Genomic DNA, 19,778 nt, shown 5'->3' on the forward strand with positions numbered 1-19,778 from the left:
TGTCTCGGCCAAACTTGAATTGTTCCAGAAAAGTCGACTATGTTGGTCCGGTGACGTCCGACTTCGAGGCACAACTTCGAGCGGTCTCGTTGCGCGTGACCCGGCCGCGGCTGGCGGTGCTCGCCGCGCTGCGTGACCATCCGCACGTCGACACCGACAGGGTGATCGAGCTGGTGCGGGCCGGTCAGCCGACAGTCTCCCACCAGACGGTCTACGACGTGCTGCGTGCGCTCACCGACTCCGGTCTGGTGCGGCGGATCCAGCCGGCCGGTGCCACCGCGCGCTACGAGTCGCGGGTGGAGGACAACCATCACCACGTCGTCTGCCGCTCGTGCGGTGCGATCGCCGACGTCGACTGCACGGTCGGTCACGCTCCCTGTCTCACTGCCTCGGACGACCACGGTTTTGTGGTCGACGAGGCGGAGGTCGTCTACTGGGGCACCTGCCCCGGCTGCGCGACCACCCGCATGACCTCATGGCCCGCCAGCTCGGAAGGAAACAAATGAGCGACACCCAGGACAACCCCGCCAGCGCGCAGGGCGTGGACAAGAAGGCGGAGGCCGGCTGCCCGGTCGCGCACGACTCGGTGACCGCGCACGGCAGCGAGAGCGAGAACCCCGCGATCGACTCGCCGACCCCGAAGACCGGCGGGCGTCCGCACACCAACCGCGACTGGTGGCCCAACCAGCTCGACCTCTCGGTGCTGCACGCGCACTCCGACAAGGGCAACCCCCTCGGCCCGGACTTCAGCTACGCCAAGGAGTTCGCCAAGCTCGACGTCGAGGCCGTCAAGCGGGACATCACCACCGTCCTGACCACGTCGCAGGACTGGTGGCCGGCCGACTTCGGTCACTACGGCGGCCTCATGATCCGCATGAGCTGGCACGCCGCGGGCACCTACCGCATCCAGGACGGCCGCGGTGGCGCCGGTGACGGCGGGCAGCGGTTCGCGCCGCTCAACAGCTGGCCCGACAACGCCAACCTCGACAAGGCCCGGCGTCTGCTGTGGCCGGTCAAGCAGAAGTACGGCCAGTCGATCTCCTGGGCCGACCTGCTCGTGCTCGGCGGCAACGTCGCCCTGGAGTCGATGGGCTTCAAGACCTTCGGCTTCGGTTTCGGCCGCGTCGACGTCTGGGAGCCCGAGGAGATCTTCTGGGGCCCCGAGGACGCCTGGCTCGGTGACGAGCGGTACGTCTCCGACGACAAGATGGCCGAGGACGTCGGCGCGACGGAGATGGGCCTCATCTACGTCAACCCCGAAGGCCCCCGCGGCAGCGGTGACTTCCGGGCGGCAGCCCACTTCATCCGGGAGACCTTCGCCCGGATGGCGATGAACGACGAGGAGACCGTCGCGCTCATCGCCGGTGGTCACACCTTCGGCAAGACCCACGGCGCCGGCCCCGCCGACGGCCACGTCGGCCCGGAGCCCGAGGGCGCCGAGATCGACAAGCAGGGCCTCGGCTGGCTGAGCACCTACGGCACCGGCAAGGGCCCCGACACGATCACCAGCGGGCTCGAGGTCACCTGGACCGACAAGCCGACGCAGTGGAGCAACCGCTTCTTCGAGATCCTCTTCGGGTACGAGTGGGAGCTCTCCACCAGCCCCGGCGGCGCGAAGCAGTGGGTCGCCAAGGACGCCGACGCGATCATCCCGGACGCGTACGACGCGGCGAAGAAGCACAAGCCGACGATGCTCACGACCGACCTGTCGCTGCGCTTCGACCCGACGTACGAGAAGATCTCCCGCCGGTTCCTGGAGAACCCCGACGAGTTCGCGCTGGCCTTCGCCAAGGCCTGGTACAAGCTGCTGCACCGCGACATGGGTCCGGTCAGCCGCTTCCTCGGACCGTGGGTCGCCGAGCCGCAGCTGTGGCAGGACCCGGTGCCGGCCGTCAGCGGTGCCCTCGTGGGTGACGCCGACGTCGCCGCCCTCAAGGCCAAGGTGCTCGAGTCCGGTCTCACGACCGCGCAGCTGATCACCACCGCCTGGTCCTCCGCCGCAAGCTTCCGCTCGACCGACAAGCGTGGCGGTGCCAACGGCGCCCGCATCCGTCTCGAGCCGCAGCGCAGCTGGGAGGTCAACCAGCCCGAGCAGCTCGCGACGGTCCTGACCGCGCTCGAGGGCATCCAGCAGGAGTTCAACGCCGCGGGCGGCGCGCAGATCTCGCTCGCCGACCTGATCGTGCTGGCCGGATCGGCCGCCGTCGAGAAGGCAGCCCGCGACGCCGGTGTCGAGGTGACCGTGCCGTTCCGTGCCGGCCGCACCGACGCCACCCAGGAGCAGACCGACGTCGAGTCGTTCAAGGTCCTCGAGCCCCGCGCCGAGGCCTTCCGCAACTACCTGCGTCCGGGCGAGAAGACCCAGCCCGAGGTTCTGCTGATCGACCGCGCGTACATGCTGGACCTGACCGCGCCCGAGATGACCGTCCTCATCGGCGGCCTGCGTTCCCTCGGCGCGAACGTCGGCGGCGTCCAGCACGGCGTGTTCACCGACCGGCCGGGTGTGCTCACCAACGACTTCTTCACCAACCTGCTCTCCCCGGACACCCGGTGGAAGGCGTCGGAGTCCGAGGAGCACGTCTACGAGATCCGCGACCTGGCCACCGACAAGGTGAAGTGGACCGCCACCGCGGTCGACCTCATCTTCGGCTCGAACTCGCAGCTGCGCGCCCTCGCCGAGGTCTACGCCAGCGAGGACGCCCGCGGCAAGTTCGTCGCGGACTTCGTCAAGGCGTGGACGAAGGTCATGGAGCTCGACCGCTTCGACCTCGCCTGAGCCGTCCCGTGTGACCGAGCCCGGCCGATCCGTTGATCGGCCGGGCTCGTCCCGTCGAGTCACTCCCCGAGGAGCAGTCCGGCAACGGCGTCCGGGCGGTCGAGCGGGACCAGATGCCCGCTGCGCGGAACCAGCTCACTGCTCAGCCGGTCGGCGACCGGCACCAGCTGCCGGTGCAGCAGGTCGCCGACCGTGTTGCCACCGACGGCGACCGTGGGCACGGTGAGCCGCCCGGCCGCGACGATCGCCGCCGCGTTCTGCTCCGCCGCCCGGTAGTAACCGAAACCGCACCTCAAGGCCTCACGACCCGTGTACGACCGCACGAACGCCTCGCGGATCTCGGGCGGCACGCCGCGCTGCTCGTACGTCCCGGTCCGGAGGAAGTGGTCGACGTAGGTGCCCTCGTGCCCCTGCAGCACTGTCTCGGCCAGCCCCGGCACGGCGTGGAAGCCGAACCACCACGGCGGTGCGGGAAAACCACCGGGCAGCCCGGGCAGCGTCGCCTCCATCAGCACCAGGCGCCGAACCCGGTCCGGATGCAGCGCGCCGAGCAGGAAAGCGGCGGGCACACCGGCGTCGAGGGCCACGACGTCGGCACGGTCCACACCCAGGGCGTCGAGCAGCCCGGTCAGATCACCGGCGCCGGTCGCGGCATCGAACCCGCCCGCCGCACGAGCGCTGTCACCGAGCCCGCGCAGGTCCGGCGCGATGACCCGCCGCCGCCCGGCCAGCAGCGGCAGCACCAGCTGCCAGACCTGCCAGGTGTGCGGCCAGCCGTGCACCAGCAGCACCGGTGGCCCGGCCCCGTCCAGCGCGACGTTCAGCTCGGTGCCGTTCGCCCGGATCCTGCGGAGTTCCATGTGTCCCCCTGGGTGGTTACCATCGGTTACCTGCTCAAGGGTGGAGATCATGCGATGGCCGGACAAGACAGCACTTCGGTGTCACCAGGTGAGCCCGGGGTAACCGGCGACCTCTTCAGCCCGGCCTGCCCGACCCGGCAGCTGCTCGACCGCATCGGCGACAAATGGACGTCGATGCTGGTCAAGGTCCTGGCCGAGGCGCACCCGGGCGAACTCGGCTTCGCGGAGCTGCGCCGCCGCACGCCCGGCGTGTCCCACAAGATGCTGTCGCAGACCCTGCAGAGCCTCCGCCACGACGGCCTCGTCGAACGCCGCGTCGACCCCGTCGTCCCACCCCGCGTCTACTACTCGCTCACCGACCTCGGCCTCTCCCTGGACGCGCCGCTGGCCGTGGTCCGCGCCTGGGCCGAGCAGCACATCAGAGCCATCGAGGAAGCCCGACGCCGGCCGGATTGATCCCGGCGTCAGTCCTGCAGGTCGCGCAGGCCCTGCTCCCAGCGTTCGCGGCGTTGGGGGAGGGTCTGGTCCCACCACGGGGTGCCGCGTTCGCCGAGGGCGACCTTCGCCAGTTGCACCCGGGCGCGGGCCGGCGCCGGGTCCTCGTCCGCGCGCAGCAGCTTGCCGACGTCCCGGCGGGCGGACATCAGTGCCTTGCGGAGCTCGGCGGCCACGTCCTCGGGGATCTCGGGGTCGGTCGCGCGCCAGCGGCGGCCGTTGATGACGACGAAGTGGCCGTCCTCGGTGGTCTCCATCAGCCCATTCTGGCCAGGGAGGAGCGGGGCCGCCCGGGAAAGGACGACCCCGCGAGGGTGATCAGCCTCCGATACGGACCTCGCCCTGGTTGAGGACGCGGGGGTGGTAGTACGCGGCCTGGATCTCCGCGTTCGTGTTGCTGCCGCGGAGCTGTTCGGACCAGATCATGAAGTACGCCCACCGGGGCTGGCTCGTCAGCAGGCTGCTGTTCGGGGCCTTGCCCAGCTCGGCGATCGCGATCGGCTTGCCCGCGGCGATCGTCTGCAGCTGCTGGTAGTCCGCCGCCGACGGGTAGCTCTTGTACCAGGCGTCCAGCGAGGCCACGTCGACGTAGCCGGCGCCGGGGTAGTACGACGACCAGCCGCCGGCCGGGTTGTCCTGGACGTTCCAGACCCAGATCAGGTTGTCGAGGCCCTGGCTGTCGAAGTAGTCCTTCATCTGCTGGAAGATCTTCGACCCGCCGTTGGCACCGGGGCGGCCGCCCCACCAGTTCCAGGTCTCGTTCATCTCGTGGAAGGGACGCCAGAGCACGGGTACGCCGGCGTCCTTGAGCTGCCGCAGGTACGGGACGACCTCGGCCATCCGGGCGCGCCAGGTCTGGTTGAGAGCGGTGCCGCCGGTGACGACCTGCTGGAACTGGGCGTCGGTGATGCGGGTCTTGACGCCACCCTCGAACTCGCACGTGCGGCCGACCGTGGGGGAGCAGGCGTGCCAGGTCAGCGCGACCATCGAACCGTTGCGCCACTCTGTCTTGGCCTGGTCGACGACCCGCTGCCGGTTGTTGACGTCGTCGGCGCGGAACATCATGTCGCCGCCCCACAGGCCGGGCCACTGGCCGGTGACGTCGTGAACCTGCTGGGTGTACTGGCCGGGGGAGGTTGCGGGTTCCTTGTTGTGCTGGCCGGAGACGATCGACGTGCCGCTGATCGACCGCAGGTAGTTGATGACGGTGGTCCGGGACGTGGCCGCGAACGCCGACGAGCTCGTGGCGTTGTAGACCATGCCCGCGCCGAGCAGCACCAGGGCGGTGCTCAGGGCGAGAGCGGGACGGGGGACTCTCATCGGGGGGAACTCCTAACTATGGAGGACCGACGCGAGGTCGGTGAGGACCCAGGGGGACTTGACCGAGGCGGGGTCGAGCTCGGCCGGGCAGCGCACGGCGAAGGTGGTGCTCTCGCCGGGAAGCAGGGTCACGAAGCCGCGGTCCACCACGGCGTCGGGGTGGATCCGGTCGGGCTGGAGGAGAAGGTCGCGGGCGAGCCCGGCCGACCGCACGTGCACGTCGAGGCCGCCGGGCACCGGGGTGGCGGTGACGGTCAGCCCCGGGTCGCCCGAGGTTTCCGCGGCGAACCACACGTCGCGCACGTCGTCGAGCCGAGCCACGAGAAAGTCGGACGGCACCAGGTCCGCCGGCACCGGGACGACCGACACCGAACGGGGTGACACAGAGATCGGTGTTGTCATCGCAGCGATCTCCAGCGACCCGGCCCAGGGGGCGTCGGTGTCGTTCATGACTGCGACGACCAGTCCGCCGTCACGCGGCTCGATCGACAGCAACCGGTCGGCGTAGAGCGACGTGAGCGCGAAGTAGAGCGGCTTGAACCGCCCGGCCCCGTCGATCGCCGCCCAGGACGTCACCGGCCACAGATCGTTGAGCTGCCAGAGGATCGTCCCCGCGGTGTGCGGCCAGTACGACCGCCAATGAGCGATCCCGGTACGCACCGCGCGTACCTGGTTGAGCTGGGTCAGGTAGTGCCAGGCCTCGACGGAATCCGGCGCGGGGAAGTGGGGCGCGAGTCCACGGGCGAGTTTGCCGTTCCCGTCGTCGGCTTTCTGGTGGTGCAGCACGCCGGGGGAGTCCGGCAGCAGCGGCTCGTCCGACACCGCGTCACGCAGCGTGCGCCACGCCGGCGGCGCCTGCCAGCCGAACTCGGCCACGAACCGCGGTGTGGAGTCGCGATAATGCACGTAGTCCTGGCGGTTCCACACCTCCCACGAGTGGAACGTCTGATGCTCGGGCGAGTTCGGCTCGTGCTCCCACGACCCCGACCACGGGCTCCCCGCCATGTACGGCCGCGACGGATCCAGCTCGGCGACGATCTCCGGCAGCGTCTCGAGGTAGTACCTCTCACCCCACGTGCTGTCGCCGCCGGGTTCGGTGTCCCAGCCGCTCGCCCGGTACAGCCAGAGGTTCTCGTTGTTGCCGTTCCACGCGACCAGGCTCGGGTGGGATGACAGCCTGCTCACGTTCTCGCGGGCCTCGGCGACCACTTCGGAGTACAGCGGCTCCTCCTCGGGATAACAGGCGCACGCGAAGAGGAAGTCCTGCCACACCATCAGCCCGAGCTCGTCGCAGACCTCGTAGAAGTCGCGGCTCTCGTAGATGCCGCCGCCCCAGACCCGGATCATGTTCACACCGGCCGCGGCCGCCTGCCCGAGCCGCAGGGCGTAGCGTTCGCGGGTCATCCTCGACGGGAAGATGTCGTCCGGGATCCAGTTGACGCCCTTGACCAGGACGGGTTTTTGGTTGACGTGGAACACGAAGCCGTCGCCGGACCGGTCGATCTCGACGGAACGGAATCCGGTGCGCCGTTCCCAGCGGTCCAGTTCAAGGTCGCCGTCGCCGTCGCCGTCGAGCAGCACAACGGTCAGGTCGTAGAGGTTGGCAGCGCCCGGATTCCACGGCTGCACACCGGGAACGTCGATCCGCACAGGCCCAACTTCCTTGAAGTCGGGCTGTCGCTCGGCCTGCCCGGGCCCAATTTCCTTGAAGTTGCCCATGGGCTCGCTCGGCTCAGGCCCGACTTCCTTGAAGTTGGGCCTTCGCTCGCCCTGCCCGGGCCCGACTTCCTTGAAGTTGGGCCTTCGCTCATCCGGCACAGGCCCAACTTCGTTGAAGTTGGGCTGTCGCTCGTCCTGTCCGGGCCCAACTTCGTTGAAGTCGGGCTGTCGCTCTGCCTGCCCAGGCCCAACTTCCTTGAAGTCGGGCTGTCGCTCAGCCTGCCCGGGCACAACTTCCTTGAAGTCGGGCCTTCGTTCACCCGGCACGGGCACCACCGCGAGTTCGCGGCCGTCGAGCAGCACCCGCAGCCGCAGCGGCCGGGCCTGAGTGCGTTCCAGGTCAACATCAAGGTCAAGGACACCGACCCCGTCCCGGTACGTGGTGAGCGCACGCACCGACCCGAGTCGCGCCGTGCTCCAGCCCTCGAGGCGCACCGGGCGCCAGATGCCCGCCGTGACCAGCGTCGGACCCCAGTCCCAGCCGAAGCTGCAGGCCATCTTGCGGACGTAGTTGAACGGCTCGGGGTACGCGTTGGGCCGGGGGCCGAGCTGTGTCCGTACCGCCTCGGCCTCGGTGTAGGCGGAGGTGAACCGGACCTCGAGCGGCACCGGATCCGCGCCGACCAGGGAGGTGACGTCGAAGCGGTAGCTGCGGTGCATGTTGCGGGTGGATCCGAGCGCCACCCCGCCGAGCGAGATGTCCGCGACCGTGTCGAGGCCGTCGAAGACCAGGTCGATGCGCTCGGGCCGGGGCCCGTCCCAGCTGATGTCGCGGGTGTAGGTCCAGTCGGCGCGACCCACCCAGGCCGCGGCCTTCTCGTTGTCGTCCAGGAACGGGTCGTCGAGCCGACCGGCGTTCATCAGATCGACATGCACGCACCCAGGAACGACCGCCGGAAGGCCCTCGTCCCCGAGCGACGGCCCACTGAGCGCCGGCCCACTGAGCGCCGGCCCACTGAGCGACGGCCCGCTCAGCGACGGCCCGCTCAGCGTCCACGCCCCGCCCAGGTCTGCGACCTTGATCATTTGGTGGCTCCTTCGGTGATGCCGTTGTAGATGAAGCGCTGGAGCAGCAGGAAGATCACGACGGTCGGCAGGATGACGATCATGGTGCAGGCGGCGATGGTCTCCCACTGCGCGCCGTAGGGGCCCTTGAAGCGGAACAGCGCCGTCGAGATGACGTTCAGGTCGGGGGATCGCAGGTAGAGGAACGGGATGTAGAACTCGTTGTAGATCGCGATGCCCTTGATGATCACCACGGTGGCGATCGCCGGGCGCATCAGCGGGAGGATGATCCGCCGGTAGACCGTGAAGCGGTTTGCGCCGTCGATCAGTGCGGCCTGGTCGAGGCTGCGCGGGATCGACTCCATGAACTGGATGAAGATGTAGATCGACACGATGTCGGTGCCGAGGAACAGCACGATCGCCGACCACGGGGTGTTCACCAGCCCCATCGACTTCACGATCTGGTACGTCGCCACCTGCGTTGTCACCCCGGGGACGAGCGCGGCGACCAGGAACGAGCCCAGCACCAGACGCTTCAGGCGGAACGAGAAGCGGCTGATCGCGTACGCGGCCAGGGTGCCAACCGCAACAGTCCCGGTCAGCGAGACCACCAGGATGACCGTGGTGTTCCAGAAGCCTCGCAGCATGTTGCCGTTGGTCCAGGCGGTCGCGAAGTTGTCGAAGTTGAGCCAGTTGCGCGGCGGCGTCAGCGGTCCGGAGGTGGTGTATTCGCTGTGCGTCTTGAACGCTGCGAAGAGGACCACGACCAGCGGGACGAGCACCACCAGCGAGGCGAGGATCAGGGAGGCGTACTTCGCGGAGCGGGCCAGGTGGGTCACGTCAGGGTCACCTCCTCGTCGGGCAGCAGCCGGCGCTGGATCCAGGTGACCAGCAGGACGATCAGCAGCAGGACCACGGCCATTGCGGAGGCGAGCCCGATCTGCCGGAATTGGAACGCCGTCTCGTAGGCCTGGATGACAAAGGTGCGCGTGCCGTTCGCGCCGCCGGTCATGATGAACGGGATCTCGAAGACCGCCAGGCTGCCGGAGATCGCCAGGATGAAGGACAGGCTGATGATGCGGCGGATCCCCGGCGCGATGATGAAGCGGAACTGGTGCCACCGGTTGGCGCCGTCGAGGTCCGCAGCCTCGTAGATCTCGCCCGGGATGGACTGGATCGCGCCCAGGAACAGCACGAAGCTGAGCCCCGTGAACCGCCACACCGACGTGCCGGCCAGCGAGATGTTCGCGACGTCCGGATCACCCAGCCAGTACTGCGTGTGCCCGCCCAGGCCGACCAGTCTGAGGACACTGTCGAGAGTGCCGTCCGGCTGGAAGAGATAGAGGAAAACGAACCCCACCGCGACCCCGTTGAGCAGGTACGGGAAGAAGAGGATGCCCTTGAACAGGTTGCGGAACCGGGTGCTGAACGACAGGACGACCGCGAAGTACAGGGCGATCGCGATCTGCGCGAACGACGCCACGAAGTAGTAGAGGCTGATCAGGAAGACCCGCCAGTACCGCTCGTCGGTGAAGACACGGACGTAGTTGTCGAGGCCCGCCGGCTCCATGACCGGGTCCAACCCGTCCCACTGGTGGAAGCTGTACCAGACCATGTTCCCGACCGGGACGTAGGTGAAGGTGATCAGCAGGGCCAGCGCGGGGGCGAGATAGAACCAGTGGGCGTTCCGGCCCCTCACTTCATGACCTGTGCCTGCGCCTTGCCCCACCGCTCGTTCAGCTCGGCGAAGTAGGAGTCCTTGTCACCCTTGGCCGCACCGCGGGCGATGTCGACGAGCTTCTGCCGGTAGATGTTGCCGGCCAGGTCGATCTCGGACTCCTTGATGATCTGGTCCTCCTTGCCGGCGTTGGTGGTCGCGGCCGGCAGCTCGACCAGCTCGACACCGGTGTCCTGGAAGTCCTGCAGTGCCCTCGGCAGCGGCTGCCCGACGGCCGGGGGGATGGCCTGCTGGTCGGCGGCGAAGCCCGACTCGGTCACGAACCAGTCGAGCCACGCCCGCGCGGTGGCCTTGTTCTCCGAGGACTTGCTGACCCCGGCCTTGTAGTCGCCCTCGATGCGGGAGTGGAACTTGCCGCCGGTCTGCACCGGGAACGGCCAGAAGGCGATGTCCTCCGGGTTCGCGCCGGCGGCCTTCGCGGCGTCCCGCATCTGCGGAACGGCCCACGAGCCGAGCAGCATGGTCGCCACCTTGCCGGTGGCGATCATCGGCTTGGAGCCTTCCCAGTTGGTCGTCAGCGGGTCCTTCTCGCTCAGTCCGGCGTGGACGAGGTCGAAGAGCAGTCCGTCGGTGACGTACTCGACCTTGCCGGGCTGCCAGGGCGCCGGATCGGCCGGGAACTTCTCGTTGATCGCCGGGTCGGCCAGGATCGCCCGCTGGCTGTTGAAGAAGCTCAGCGGCCAGCCGTCCTTGTAGTTGGTGTAGAACGGCACCGCCTGCGTCTTCGCCTTGACCGCCTGCAGTCCGGCCAGGAACTCCTCGGGTGTCTTCGGCGGCGCGGTGATGCCGGCTTCCGCCCAGACGCGCTTGTTCACCACCAGGCCGTTGGCCACGCCGCCGATCGACAGGCCGTAGACCTGGCCGTCGTAGGCCTTCTCGTCGACGAACCTGTACTTGGCCTTCAGCTCCTCGGTGCCGCCCAGTGGCTCGAAGAACTGCGCCAGCTGGCCGACCGCGACGGTGTTGGGGATCAGCAGCACGTCGCCGTAGTCACCCGAGCTGAGCTGGGTGGTCACGTCACCCTCGTAATTGGTCACCGCCTCGAAACTGACCTTGGTACCCGGGTACTTCGCCTCGAACTTCTTCGCGTACGCGGGGAGGGCGCCGGTCGCCAGGTCGGTGCGGTTGGTCAGGACCGTGATCGCGCCGGTCACCTCACCGCTGTCGGCGGGATCGTCGCCCGCGCCGCCGGTGCACCCGGCCAGGAGGGCGACCGCCGCGAGGGAGCCCAGGAAGTTCCTTCTCTTGATCATGCCGATATCCGTCCGCTCATCGATCGTCTGCGGCACAGCATGGGACGGCTGTAACGACGGTGTCAACCTTAGATTAATAATTTATGTAGTCAGGAGCGAGCACGTCATCGCTGTTGAGCAGGCATTTCTCAGCGGGTGCTGGCGCGCGTCACGATGTGGGCGGCCGGTGCCTCGTAGACGACGGGCGCGGCCCCGGCCATCGCGTCGAGCATCGCGCCCGCGGCCAGCTCACCGATCCGGCCCACGTCGTGGCTCATCGCCGACAACGCCGGCGTGGCCAACTGGCAGAGCGGGGAGTCGTCCCAGGCGACCACCGAGACGTCGTCCGGCACCGACTTGCCGCGTTCGCGCAACGTGTCCAGAGCGGCCAGGGCCATCAGGTCGTTGTCGCAGAAGATCGCGGTCGGGCCGGCCCCGATCAGCTCCACCGTCGCCGCGCGGCCCGACTCGTACGAGTAGTCGCCCTCGGCGTGCAGCAACTGCAGACCCAGCGCCTCGGCCTCGGCTGCCGCTCCCGAACGGCGCAACTGGGTGTGCGCGAAGCTCACCGGACCGCTGATGTGCCCGATCACCTCGTGCCCGCGCCCGGCCAGGAAACGGACGGCCTCGTGGGCGAACCCGGCGTCGTCGGTCCACACCGTCGGCAGACCCGAGGCCGTTGACGGGGCGCCGAGCACCATCGCGGGCAGACCGAGGCTGTTGACCAGGGCGACCCGGTCGTCGCCGGGCGCCAGATCGACGAGCACCACACCGTCGACGTGCCTCCGGGCGGCCCAGCGCTCGTAGGTGTCGCTCTCCGCCTGCCGGTCGGTGACTACCTTGACCAGCACCGAGACCCCGGCCGGGGTGAGCACACGCTCGAGCCCCTCGAGGAACTCGTGGTAGTAGGGCTCCTCGCCCAGCACCCGTGAGGCGCGCGCGAGCACCAGCCCGACCCGTCGCTGTGCCTCGGTCACCGCTTCCTCCGGTTCTTCCTGCCCAGGCGATACGGTACCGCCATGGCACGACGAGAAACGCCGGCTGCGGGGCCGGGCAGTCGCGCCCTCGTCGTGGACGTGATCCGCTCGGCCACGACGATCAGCCGCGTCGAGCTCGCCGAGCTGACGGGCCTGACCCAGCCGTCGATCTCCAACATCGTGCGCGACCTGATCGCCGACGGGGTCATCCACGAGACCGGCTCGGCCGACTCCATCCGCGGCAAGCCCCGCAAGCTGCTCGCCATCAACGCCGCCAACCGCTTCGGGATCGGCTTCCAGGTCGGCGCCGAGTCGCTGACCTGCGTGGCCATCGACCTCACCGGCGGGGTGGTCGGCCGCGAGGTGGTCCCGCTGACCACCGCCGACCTGCCGGCGCAGCTGGCCGAACGCTTCGACGACTTCACGGACGGTCTCGACCTGCCCCGCGACCGGGTCGAGGGCCTGGCCATCGTCGCGCCGACCGCCCGGCCCGGCCACGAGTCGGCCGCCCCGGAGTGGGGCGTGGTTCGCGCTGATCTGGCCGACCACCTGAAGATCCCGGTGCTGGTCGAGAACGACGCCGCCGCCGCGGCCCTGGGGGAGTTCTGGACCCGGCGTGTCTCCCGCGAGCAGTCGTTCGGCAGCGTCTACCTGTCCACCGGCATCGGCGCCGGCCTCGTCTTCGGCGGCGCCCTCTTCCGCGGCGCGAGCTTCGACGCGGGCGAGCTCGGACATTCGTCGATCCGGTACGACGGCCGGCCCTGCCCGTGCGGCAACCAGGGCTGCGTGGAGCGGTACGCCTCGATGGCGGCCACCGTGGACGAGGCGCGCGCGGATCCCGCCCTGACCTCCCGTCTGCGCCTCGACGGGACGGTCTCCTCCGCGTACGACGCCATCGCGCGCGCCGCCGTCCGGGGTGACGCGGACGCCTTTGCCCTGGTGGACCGGGCGGCCGGCTATCTCAGCGTTGCCGTGACCTCCATGGTGAACCTGCTCGACCTGGGCCGCCTGGTCCTGACCGGCCCGGGTGTCGCGGTCGCGGGCTCCATCTACGCCCGCCGGTTGCGGGCCCACCTGGCCCGGACCGCGCACGCCCGGCGCCGCCACGAGATCGTCGTCGAGCTGTCCGCCCAGCCCCGCGACGCGGCGAGCATCGGCGCCGCGGCCCTGGTGGTGCAGGCCTCCATCGCCCCCGGTCACACCCTGGGAGTCCACTGACCACCCGTGTCAGCTGCGGTTGACGGATCCGCCGGCTGTCAACTACGGTTGACAGCATGACGACGGTGCTGATCGCGGCTGCGGCCGCCCCGGCCAGGCCACCCTCCCGCCCCAGCCGGTTGCTCGCCGCCGGTCTGGTCGCGGGTCCACTCTTCACCGCGGCGTACCTGGTGGAAGGTGCTCTTCGAGGTGACGGATACTCGGCGATCCGGCATCCGGTCAGCTCCCTCGCCCTCGAAGCGCACGGCTGGCAGCAGATCGTGAACTTCGTCGTCTGCGGCCTGCTGGTCATGCTCTTCTCTGCCGGCCTGCGCCGGACCCTGCGGGGCGGCCCGGGGGCGGTGGTCGTGCCGCTGCTCGTGGCCGTCTGGGGTGCGGGCCTGATCGGCGCGGGAGCGTTCCTGACCGATCCGGTGGGTGGTTACCCGACATCGACCGGACCGGCCACCTGGCACGGTCAGGTGCACGATCTGGTCTTCTCATTACCGGGCTTTGCCGCCCTGTTCCTCGCCATGGTGACCTTCCCGCGGCGCCGCTCGGGCCGGTTCGCGCTGTACTCGGCGCTGAGTGGCATCACGTTCGCCGTCTTCTTCACCTTCGCCACGGTGGGCTTTGCCGGCACCGATCCGTGGACCTCCACGGCCGGGCTGTGGCAGCGGCTGTGCGTCTCCGTCGGTTGGCTCTGGCTGGCCGCGCTAGCGGCACTGTGCCGCCGGATGACCCAGGTTCACGAATCTCTCTGACGCCTTTAAGGCTCTCTTATGAAAGTCGGGGCTACCGTCCTGCCATCAGTAGCCCCGACGAGCCGAACGAGGTCGACATGTTGCCAGTCATGGTCGCCGACATGGACGCCGGACGGCGTCCCCGGCAAGCCCGGTCCCTGGACCTTCTGGTCGGCCGGAAGCTCGAGTACGTGCGGCTGGGTCACGCCGTCGTCCTGAGCTTCTCCGGCAGCTGCCAGGTTCTCATCGAGACCCTCACCCACCTGGACGGTCCGGCCGGCCGGGTCGCCATCGAGCCGGGTGAGAACCCCTCCGACATTCTCGCCACGCTGCTCGGCGACGTCGTCCGGGAGGCGCGGGCGCTCGACCACGGTGAACTCGAGCTCGTCTTCCGCAGCGGAGCGCGGCTGGTGGTCTGTGTCGACGCCGACTTCGAGTCCTGGGCGGTCGCCGGCCCGGACGGTTTCCTGGTCGTCTGCCTGGCCCGCGGTGAGATCGCCGTGTGGGGTGACGGCACATCCTGAAGTCGCTCAGGCGGTTTCGCAGCGGCCGGCCGGGGAACTCGGGACGAACGCTGTTGTGAAGCCGAGATTCGAGGAGTGCGGGATGAAGGTTGTGAAGCTGGCCGCCGGTATGGCGATCGGGTACGTGCTCGGGAGCCGCGCCGGCCGCGAGAAGTACGAGCAGATCGTGGAGACCGTGCGGAAGGTGAACAACCAGCCGGGTGTGGTCCGCGCGAAGGAGAAGGCCACGGAGGAGGTCGGCGCGAAGCCGGCCGGCAGCACCCCCGAGCCCAAGGCCGCGACCCCGTCCGAGCCGAAGCCGGCACCGACGTCCGAGCCCAAGGCCGCGACCACGTCCGAGCCCAAGGCAACGTCCGAGCCCAAGGCTACGTCCGAGCCGAAGTCGACGACCACGTCCGAGCCGAAGGCCGACGCCGTTCCGCGGCCGCCGCGCCGTAAGCCGGCGGCGGCGACCACGACGACCACGGTCGTCACCCCCGCGGACGCCTCACCCCTGGTCTGACTCAGGGCCGGCGGACGGGGATCCTGGCCGGTGCCGGTGTGTCGACGAGGCGGGCCAGCAACTGGAGTCGCTCGCTGTCGGCGCTGCCCTCCGGGGCTGTGTAAGCGACGATCATCGGCCCGGGTGCCGCCCCGGGCAGCCGGTAGGCGTCCCAGTCCAGCGTGAGCTCACCCACGAGCGGGTGGACGACACGCATCCGCCCGCGGGTGGTCTCCTCGATGTCGTGGCGGCCCCAGAGCGTACGGAACTCGACGCTGTGGACCGCGAGCTCGCCGACCAGCTCGACCGCCCGCGGGTGTCCGGGGTCGGCGGCGACCGCGGTGCGCAGCATCGCCGTCAGCTCACCCACCGTGCCCGCCCGGTCGGGGCAGGTGAGGTCGGCGTCGGGGTGCAGCAGGAGCCAGAGCATGTTGCGGGCGGGCCGGGGCAGGTCGGCGAACTGCCCGAGCAGGGCACCCGCCAGCGGGTTCCAGGCGAGCAGGTCGAGGTGCCGCCCGACCACCATCGCGGGCCCGGTCATCGTGCTCAGGAGCCTCAGGGTGGTCGGCGGCACGACCTCCGGGGGCCGCTGCCGGGTCCGGCGAGCCGGCCGCCGTGCCGTGGCGGCGAGTTTGTGCAGGTGGCGGGTCTCCTCCGCGGTGAAGCTGAGGGCCCGGGCCAAAGCGTCGAGAACCTCCTCGGACGGCCGCACGCCGCGTCCCTGTTCCATCCGCTGGTAGTAGTCCGGGCTCACCCCGGCCAGCAGGGCGAGTTCCTCCCGCCGCAGCCCCTGCACGCGGCGCCGCGGACCCGGCTCCAGCCCGACGTCCTCGGGCCTGATCCGGGTACGCCGGGCCTTGAGGAAGTCGGCGAGTTCACGGCGCGGATCTTCGTCCATGGCCCCAGTATGCGGCGGGTCCCCGCGGCGATGGTGGGTCTCGCAGACCCAGGAACAACTGGCCGACCACGGTGACGTTCCCGCCGCCCACGATCAACGGCATGAAGGCCACACAGTTCTTTTCGTACGGCGCCCCGGGCGTCCTCCGCCTGACCGACGTCGACCGTCCCGAGCCGGGAGCCGGACAGGTGCTCGTCCGTGTCGGCGCGTCCAGCGTGAACGGCCACGACGCCCTGCTCCGCTCCGGCGGCATGAAGATCGTCTCGGGTCGTCGCTTCCCGATCGGCTCCGGCCTGGACTTCGCCGGTGTGGTCGCCGCGACCGGCCCTGGCACCACCCGGGTGGCGGTCGGTGATGCGGTGTGGGGGACCGTGCATCCCCGCGAGAAGCACGTCGTCGCGGGTGCGGCCGAGTACGTCCTGGTCCGCGCCGACCGCATCGGGCCGGCACCGGCGGGTCTCTCGGCGGTGGAAGCCGCCGCGCTGGTCGTGCCCGGTGTCACCGCCCTGGCCGCTCTGCGCGACGCGACCGTCCTGACCGCGGGGGAGAGCGTCCTGGTCCGCGGGGCGGCGGGTGGTGTGGGTACGGCCATGGTCCAGCTCGCGCACGCGTTCGGCGGCCGGGTCACCGCACTGGCCCGTGACCGGCACACGAAGGCCCTGACCGACCTGGGTGCGACCACCGTCGTCGACTACCGGCGGACCGCCCCGGAGGATCTCGGCCCGTTCGACGTCGTCCTGGACACGGTCGGCACCGACCTGGGGCGTTACCGCCGCCGGCTGGCACCGGGCGGCCGGATGGTCACCGTGGGTCTGTCCGGTCCCGCCATCGCCGCGGTCGCCGCGTCCACGGTGCACGGCAGCCGCCGCATCCGCACCTTCAGCGTCAACCCGCTGACCCCGCACCTGATTCGCCTAGCCGAACAGGTCACCGCGGGTGCTCTCCGCCCGGTGATCGACGGCGTGTACCCGCTCGCGGACATCGCCGCGGCCCACGAGGCCTTCGAGCGGGGTGGCGCACTGGGTAAGCAGGTCGTCGAGGTCAGTCACCCGGCGTGAGCTCGGTGGTCGCTTTCAGCTGGGCGAGCTCGAGGGCGGCCCGGCGGGGGTCGCCCGCCCAGCGGCTGGCGAAGGCATCGGCCAGGCGCCACCCGGCACGGTGCAGTGCCTGCCGGCGGGCGAGATGGGCGCCGGTGCCGTCGGGATGAACCTCGCAGAAGACGCCGATCGGTGCCTCCGCCGGGCCGATGCACAGATCGATCGTCCACGGTCCCACCGCATAGCGGGGACGGACCTCCACCTCGAGGCGCCGCAGTTCCTCGTGCAGGGCGGCCGGCCACGGGTTCGCCTCGACGACCTCCTGACCCGCGGGCCCGGGTGGGGTGTCCGCGTAGGTCAGGTAGTCGGCGAGCAGGCCGTCCGGCGTACCGAGGGAGGTGACCACGACCATGCGGTGACGCGCCCGGGTGACCATCACGTTGAACAGGTGGGGGTCGGCGACGAAACGGCGCCGGCCGGCCGGGTCGCCGGGCAGCAGGCCGAGGGAGACCACCACCACGTCGGCCTCGCTGCCCTGGAAGGCGTGCACCGTGCCGACCCGCAGGCCCAGCTCCTCGATGCGGTCCACCGGGTACGCCGCGACCAGCGCGGCTTCGAGGGCCTCGGCCTGGGCGCGGAACGGCGAGATGACCGCGATGCTGCGCGTTCCCGCCCCGGCCTGGGCGGCGACGACCTCCAGGACCGCCGCGACCTCGGCCGCGAGTGATCCCGGGGCGGGGACCCGGACCACGTCGATCCCGTCCGCGACCTCGGCCGCGAGTGATCCCGGGGCGGGGACCCGGACCACGTCGATCCCGTCCGCGAGCTCGGCGGCCGGTGTCCTGGTCATCACCGCGACCCGGTCGTCGTAGAAGCGGCGGGCCGAGAAGCCGATCAGATGCGGCGTGCTGCGGTGGTGCTCGGCCAGCCAGGTGGCCGGTGCGGCCGCCGTGGCCAGGTCGTAGGTGCTCACCCGGCGGACGTCCAGCCGGTCGTCGGCGTCGTGGCGGGCGAGGACCTCGTTGATGTCGACGGTGCTGACGAACGACACGAACCGCAGCTGGCGGGGGTCGCCGACGATCAGCGCACGCCGGGCGCGGGCCAGCACCGGGGCTGCGCGCACCTGGTCCACGTGGGAGGCCTCGTCGATCACCACCAGGTCGAACAGGCCGGGCGCGGCGGGCAGCAGGTCCTCCACGTCGGCGACCGTGCCGATCCACAACGGCAGTGCGCGGACCAGCGGCGCGGCGTCCATGCGGGCGAGCAGTTCGCGGCGCTGGTTGCGCCCGGCCCGCAGCGCCGTGGCCAGTGCGGCGACCCCGCGCCGCGCCTCGCGGTCCCAGCGTTTCTCGCTGCGGGCGGCGCGGCGCATCGCCTCACCGGCGGTCCGGGCCAGTCCGTCCTCGAGGTACCGCAGCGTGCTCCAGCGCCGGTCCAGGTCGGTGCCGCCGGTCGCGGCGAGACGGGCGGCGGACAGCTGGGCGGCGGCCGCGGTGAGCGCCGCACGCACTCTCTCCGCCGGCACCCCACCGCGTACGCCCAGACGGCGCCTCGCCCACCAGCCGCGCAGCCCCGGGCGGTCGAAGTCGTCCGTCCGCACACCGGTGAACGCGCCGGGCACGTCGGCGGCCAGCTCGGGCAGCAGCGGCTCCCAGCGCGGGAGGGCGGCCGCCCGGACCTCCTCGTCGAGGGCTTCGGTGATGCGGGCGCGTTCCTGGCCGACGCCCCTGAGGGCGAGCTGGACGCTGTCGGCATCCGCGCGCAGCTCCCGGTCGCTGTAACCACGGTCGGCGCCGGCGGCGAGCTGGGCGGCGAGGTCGTCGCGGCGCTGCGCGTCGCCGAAGAGGACCGGAACCGGGCCCGGGTACCGGCCCAGCAGGGACGCCAGCACCTCGGCGGCGTGCGGCGACTGCGTCGCGACCAGCACCGATCCGCCGCGGTGCACCACCTCCAGGGCCGCGGCGACCACGGTGTGGCTCTTGCCGTTGCCGGGCGGCCCGGAGACCACGGTGACCGGCGCCGTCCGGACCCGGGCGACCACCCGCGCCTGCGCTTCGGTGAGCGGGAGCGGTGAGACCACCGGGGTGTCGTCGCTGCGATCGGTGCGCTCGTCGCCGTAGACGGCGGCCAGCGCCGTGCCGCTCAGGTCCCGCCGGGACCAGGTGCGCAAGCTGTCGGCCAGGCCGGGCCCGTACACGTCGCGCACCACGAAGAGGCCGGCCGTCGCGACCAGCACGATCCGGTCGTTCGGGAGCTTGCGGCGGTCCGCGACCACCGCGTCGACCGGCAGCCCGGTCGCTTGGGCAGCCGACCACAGCCAGGCCCGGCTGCCGATGGCGTCGAGCCACCCCGGCGCGGCCAGCCCCGGCGCCGCCTCGAACGCGGCGGCCAGTTGCCGGTCGGCGACCAGCGGGGTGATCTCGACGTCACCGATCGGCACCACGCGGTACCCGGTGAGTCCCCGTTCGAGCTGGACCGGCTGGCTCATCAGGGGCACCCGGACCTTGCGGACCTTGCCGTCGACCTCGGTCCGGCCGGCGAGGAAGCCCCAGCCGCGGCGCAGGATCCGTTCGTCGCGGTGCAGGGCCGCCAGGGCGGCCAGGCGGTCGGTCTCGGCCCGGCGCGGCGCCCGCTCGGCGTCGTCGAGCCAGGCGAGCGGCTGCCCGCCGCGGGTCACGTCCAGCACCCGGTCGGCGCCGGCCGGTGCCAGCTCGGCCAGGACGGCGAGAACGGTGGACGGCAGCATGGCGCCCCACGCTACCGCCACCGTGCATCC

General features: G+C 70.7%; 18 protein-coding genes. 8 read left to right on the forward strand and 10 right to left on the reverse strand.

Annotated features, from left to right (window positions below):
- The first annotated feature begins 50 nt into the window (after positions 1–50).
- Positions 51–506 (forward strand): Fur family transcriptional regulator, encoded by a 456-nt coding sequence (locus AFR_RS15350; protein ID WP_023361394.1) that lies wholly within the window; start codon positions 51–53, stop codon positions 504–506.
- A complete protein-coding gene (gene katG, locus AFR_RS15355; RefSeq protein WP_023361395.1) occupies positions 503–2,776 on the forward strand; it encodes a catalase/peroxidase HPI in 2,274 nt (757 codons plus the stop codon). The genes AFR_RS15350 and katG overlap by 4 nt, the downstream gene beginning before the upstream one ends.
- 59 nt (positions 2,777–2,835) lie before the next feature.
- On the opposite strand, the gene AFR_RS15360 is transcribed toward katG, so the two are convergent.
- Complete coding sequence (locus AFR_RS15360) at positions 2,836–3,636, reverse strand: alpha/beta fold hydrolase (RefSeq protein WP_023361396.1); 801 nt, start codon at positions 3,634–3,636, stop codon at positions 2,836–2,838.
- A gap of 54 nt (positions 3,637–3,690) precedes the next feature.
- Between AFR_RS15360 and AFR_RS15365 the strand changes: the two genes are divergently transcribed.
- The gene (locus AFR_RS15365) at positions 3,691–4,092 is read left to right on the forward strand and encodes a winged helix-turn-helix transcriptional regulator (RefSeq protein WP_041840890.1); all 402 of its coding nucleotides are present in this window, start codon (positions 3,691–3,693) and stop codon (positions 4,090–4,092) included.
- Positions 4,093–4,100: 8 nt separating this feature from the next.
- Here AFR_RS15365 and AFR_RS15370 read toward each other — a convergent pair whose 3' ends face one another.
- The 7 genes from AFR_RS15370 to AFR_RS15400 all read right to left on the reverse strand — a co-directional run bounded on the left by AFR_RS15370 (position 4,101) and on the right by AFR_RS15400 (position 12,122).
- Positions 4,101–4,388, reverse strand: a complete 288-nt coding sequence (locus AFR_RS15370; protein ID WP_023361398.1) for a hypothetical protein — start codon at positions 4,386–4,388, stop codon at positions 4,101–4,103.
- A gap of 61 nt (positions 4,389–4,449) precedes the next feature.
- The gene (locus AFR_RS15375; protein ID WP_023361399.1) at positions 4,450–5,451 is read right to left on the reverse strand and encodes a glycosyl hydrolase; all 1,002 of its coding nucleotides are present in this window, start codon (positions 5,449–5,451) and stop codon (positions 4,450–4,452) included.
- A gap of 12 nt (positions 5,452–5,463) precedes the next feature.
- A complete protein-coding gene (locus AFR_RS47825; RefSeq protein ID WP_023361400.1) occupies positions 5,464–8,196 on the reverse strand; it encodes a glycoside hydrolase family 2 protein in 2,733 nt (910 codons plus the stop codon).
- Complete coding sequence (locus tag AFR_RS15385) at positions 8,193–9,014, reverse strand: carbohydrate ABC transporter permease (RefSeq protein WP_023361401.1); 822 nt, start codon at positions 9,012–9,014, stop codon at positions 8,193–8,195. Before AFR_RS15385 ends, AFR_RS47825 begins: the two co-directional genes overlap by 4 nt.
- Positions 9,011–9,874: a carbohydrate ABC transporter permease gene (locus AFR_RS15390; RefSeq protein ID WP_023361402.1), complete on the reverse strand. Its 864-nt coding sequence runs from the start codon at positions 9,872–9,874 to the stop codon at positions 9,011–9,013. Before AFR_RS15390 ends, AFR_RS15385 begins: the two co-directional genes overlap by 4 nt.
- On the reverse strand, positions 9,871–11,166 hold the full coding sequence (locus AFR_RS45080) for an ABC transporter substrate-binding protein (RefSeq protein ID WP_023361403.1): 1,296 nt from the start codon (positions 11,164–11,166) through the stop codon (positions 9,871–9,873). Before AFR_RS45080 ends, AFR_RS15390 begins: the two co-directional genes overlap by 4 nt.
- Positions 11,167–11,294: 128 nt before the next feature.
- Positions 11,295–12,122 (reverse strand): LacI family DNA-binding transcriptional regulator, encoded by an 828-nt coding sequence (locus tag AFR_RS15400; protein ID WP_023361404.1) that lies wholly within the window; start codon positions 12,120–12,122, stop codon positions 11,295–11,297.
- 42 nt (positions 12,123–12,164) lie between these two features.
- On the opposite strand from AFR_RS15400, the gene AFR_RS15405 reads away from it, so the two are divergent.
- From AFR_RS15405 to AFR_RS15420, 4 genes are all read left to right on the forward strand, one after another.
- The gene (locus AFR_RS15405; protein ID WP_052359398.1) at positions 12,165–13,340 is read left to right on the forward strand and encodes an ROK family transcriptional regulator; all 1,176 of its coding nucleotides are present in this window, start codon (positions 12,165–12,167) and stop codon (positions 13,338–13,340) included.
- A gap of 56 nt (positions 13,341–13,396) precedes the next feature.
- A complete protein-coding gene (locus AFR_RS15410; RefSeq protein ID WP_023361406.1) occupies positions 13,397–14,083 on the forward strand; it encodes a DUF998 domain-containing protein in 687 nt (228 codons plus the stop codon).
- A gap of 77 nt (positions 14,084–14,160) precedes the next feature.
- Positions 14,161–14,586, forward strand: coding sequence for a DUF6188 family protein (locus tag AFR_RS43640; protein ID WP_148307968.1), 426 nt, complete (start codon positions 14,161–14,163; stop codon positions 14,584–14,586).
- A gap of 82 nt (positions 14,587–14,668) precedes the next feature.
- Positions 14,669–15,088, forward strand: coding sequence for a hypothetical protein (locus AFR_RS15420; protein WP_023361408.1), 420 nt, complete (start codon positions 14,669–14,671; stop codon positions 15,086–15,088).
- Between the two features lies 1 nt (position 15,089).
- On the opposite strand, the gene AFR_RS15425 is transcribed toward AFR_RS15420, so the two are convergent.
- On the reverse strand, positions 15,090–15,965 hold the full coding sequence (locus AFR_RS15425; protein WP_023361409.1) for a helix-turn-helix domain-containing protein: 876 nt from the start codon (positions 15,963–15,965) through the stop codon (positions 15,090–15,092).
- Between the two features lie 101 nt (positions 15,966–16,066).
- Here AFR_RS15425 and AFR_RS15430 point away from each other — a divergent pair, with 101 nt between their 5' ends.
- Positions 16,067–17,023, forward strand: a complete 957-nt coding sequence (locus tag AFR_RS15430; RefSeq protein ID WP_041842244.1) for a quinone oxidoreductase family protein — start codon at positions 16,067–16,069, stop codon at positions 17,021–17,023.
- Here the strand turns inward: AFR_RS15430 and AFR_RS15435 are convergent.
- On the reverse strand, positions 17,007–19,748 hold the full coding sequence (locus AFR_RS15435; protein WP_023361411.1) for an AAA domain-containing protein: 2,742 nt from the start codon (positions 19,746–19,748) through the stop codon (positions 17,007–17,009). The genes AFR_RS15430 and AFR_RS15435 overlap by 17 nt on opposite strands.
- Positions 19,749–19,778: the final 30 nt, after the last annotated feature.

It is taken from the genome of Amorphoplanes friuliensis DSM 7358, from assembly GCF_000494755.1.
Lineage (GTDB): Bacteria > Actinomycetota > Actinomycetes > Mycobacteriales > Micromonosporaceae > Actinoplanes > Actinoplanes friuliensis.

Excerpts from the sequence above, each read along its gene's own strand:
- katG (WP_023361395.1), top strand. The coding sequence starts at position 503 with ATGAGCGACACCCAGGACAACCCCGCCAGCGCGCAGGGCGTGGACAAG.
- AFR_RS15360 (WP_023361396.1), bottom strand. The coding sequence starts at position 3,636 with ATGGAACTCCGCAGGATCCGGGCGAACGGCACCGAGCTGAACGTCGCG.
- AFR_RS15365 (WP_041840890.1), top strand. The coding sequence starts at position 3,691 with ATGGCCGGACAAGACAGCACTTCGGTGTCACCAGGTGAGCCCGGGGTA.
- AFR_RS15370 (WP_023361398.1), bottom strand. The coding sequence starts at position 4,388 with ATGGAGACCACCGAGGACGGCCACTTCGTCGTCATCAACGGCCGCCGC.
- AFR_RS15375 (WP_023361399.1), bottom strand. The coding sequence starts at position 5,451 with ATGAGAGTCCCCCGTCCCGCTCTCGCCCTGAGCACCGCCCTGGTGCTG.
- AFR_RS47825 (WP_023361400.1), bottom strand. The coding sequence starts at position 8,196 with ATGATCAAGGTCGCAGACCTGGGCGGGGCGTGGACGCTGAGCGGGCCG.
- AFR_RS45080 (WP_023361403.1), bottom strand. The coding sequence starts at position 11,166 with ATGATCAAGAGAAGGAACTTCCTGGGCTCCCTCGCGGCGGTCGCCCTC.
- AFR_RS15405 (WP_052359398.1), top strand. The coding sequence starts at position 12,165 with ATGGCACGACGAGAAACGCCGGCTGCGGGGCCGGGCAGTCGCGCCCTC.
- AFR_RS15410 (WP_023361406.1), top strand. The coding sequence starts at position 13,397 with ATGACGACGGTGCTGATCGCGGCTGCGGCCGCCCCGGCCAGGCCACCC.
- AFR_RS43640 (WP_148307968.1), top strand. The coding sequence starts at position 14,161 with ATGTTGCCAGTCATGGTCGCCGACATGGACGCCGGACGGCGTCCCCGG.
- AFR_RS15420 (WP_023361408.1), top strand. The coding sequence starts at position 14,669 with ATGAAGGTTGTGAAGCTGGCCGCCGGTATGGCGATCGGGTACGTGCTC.
- AFR_RS15425 (WP_023361409.1), bottom strand. The coding sequence starts at position 15,965 with ATGGACGAAGATCCGCGCCGTGAACTCGCCGACTTCCTCAAGGCCCGG.
- AFR_RS15430 (WP_041842244.1), top strand. The coding sequence starts at position 16,067 with ATGAAGGCCACACAGTTCTTTTCGTACGGCGCCCCGGGCGTCCTCCGC.
- AFR_RS15435 (WP_023361411.1), bottom strand. The coding sequence starts at position 19,748 with ATGCTGCCGTCCACCGTTCTCGCCGTCCTGGCCGAGCTGGCACCGGCC.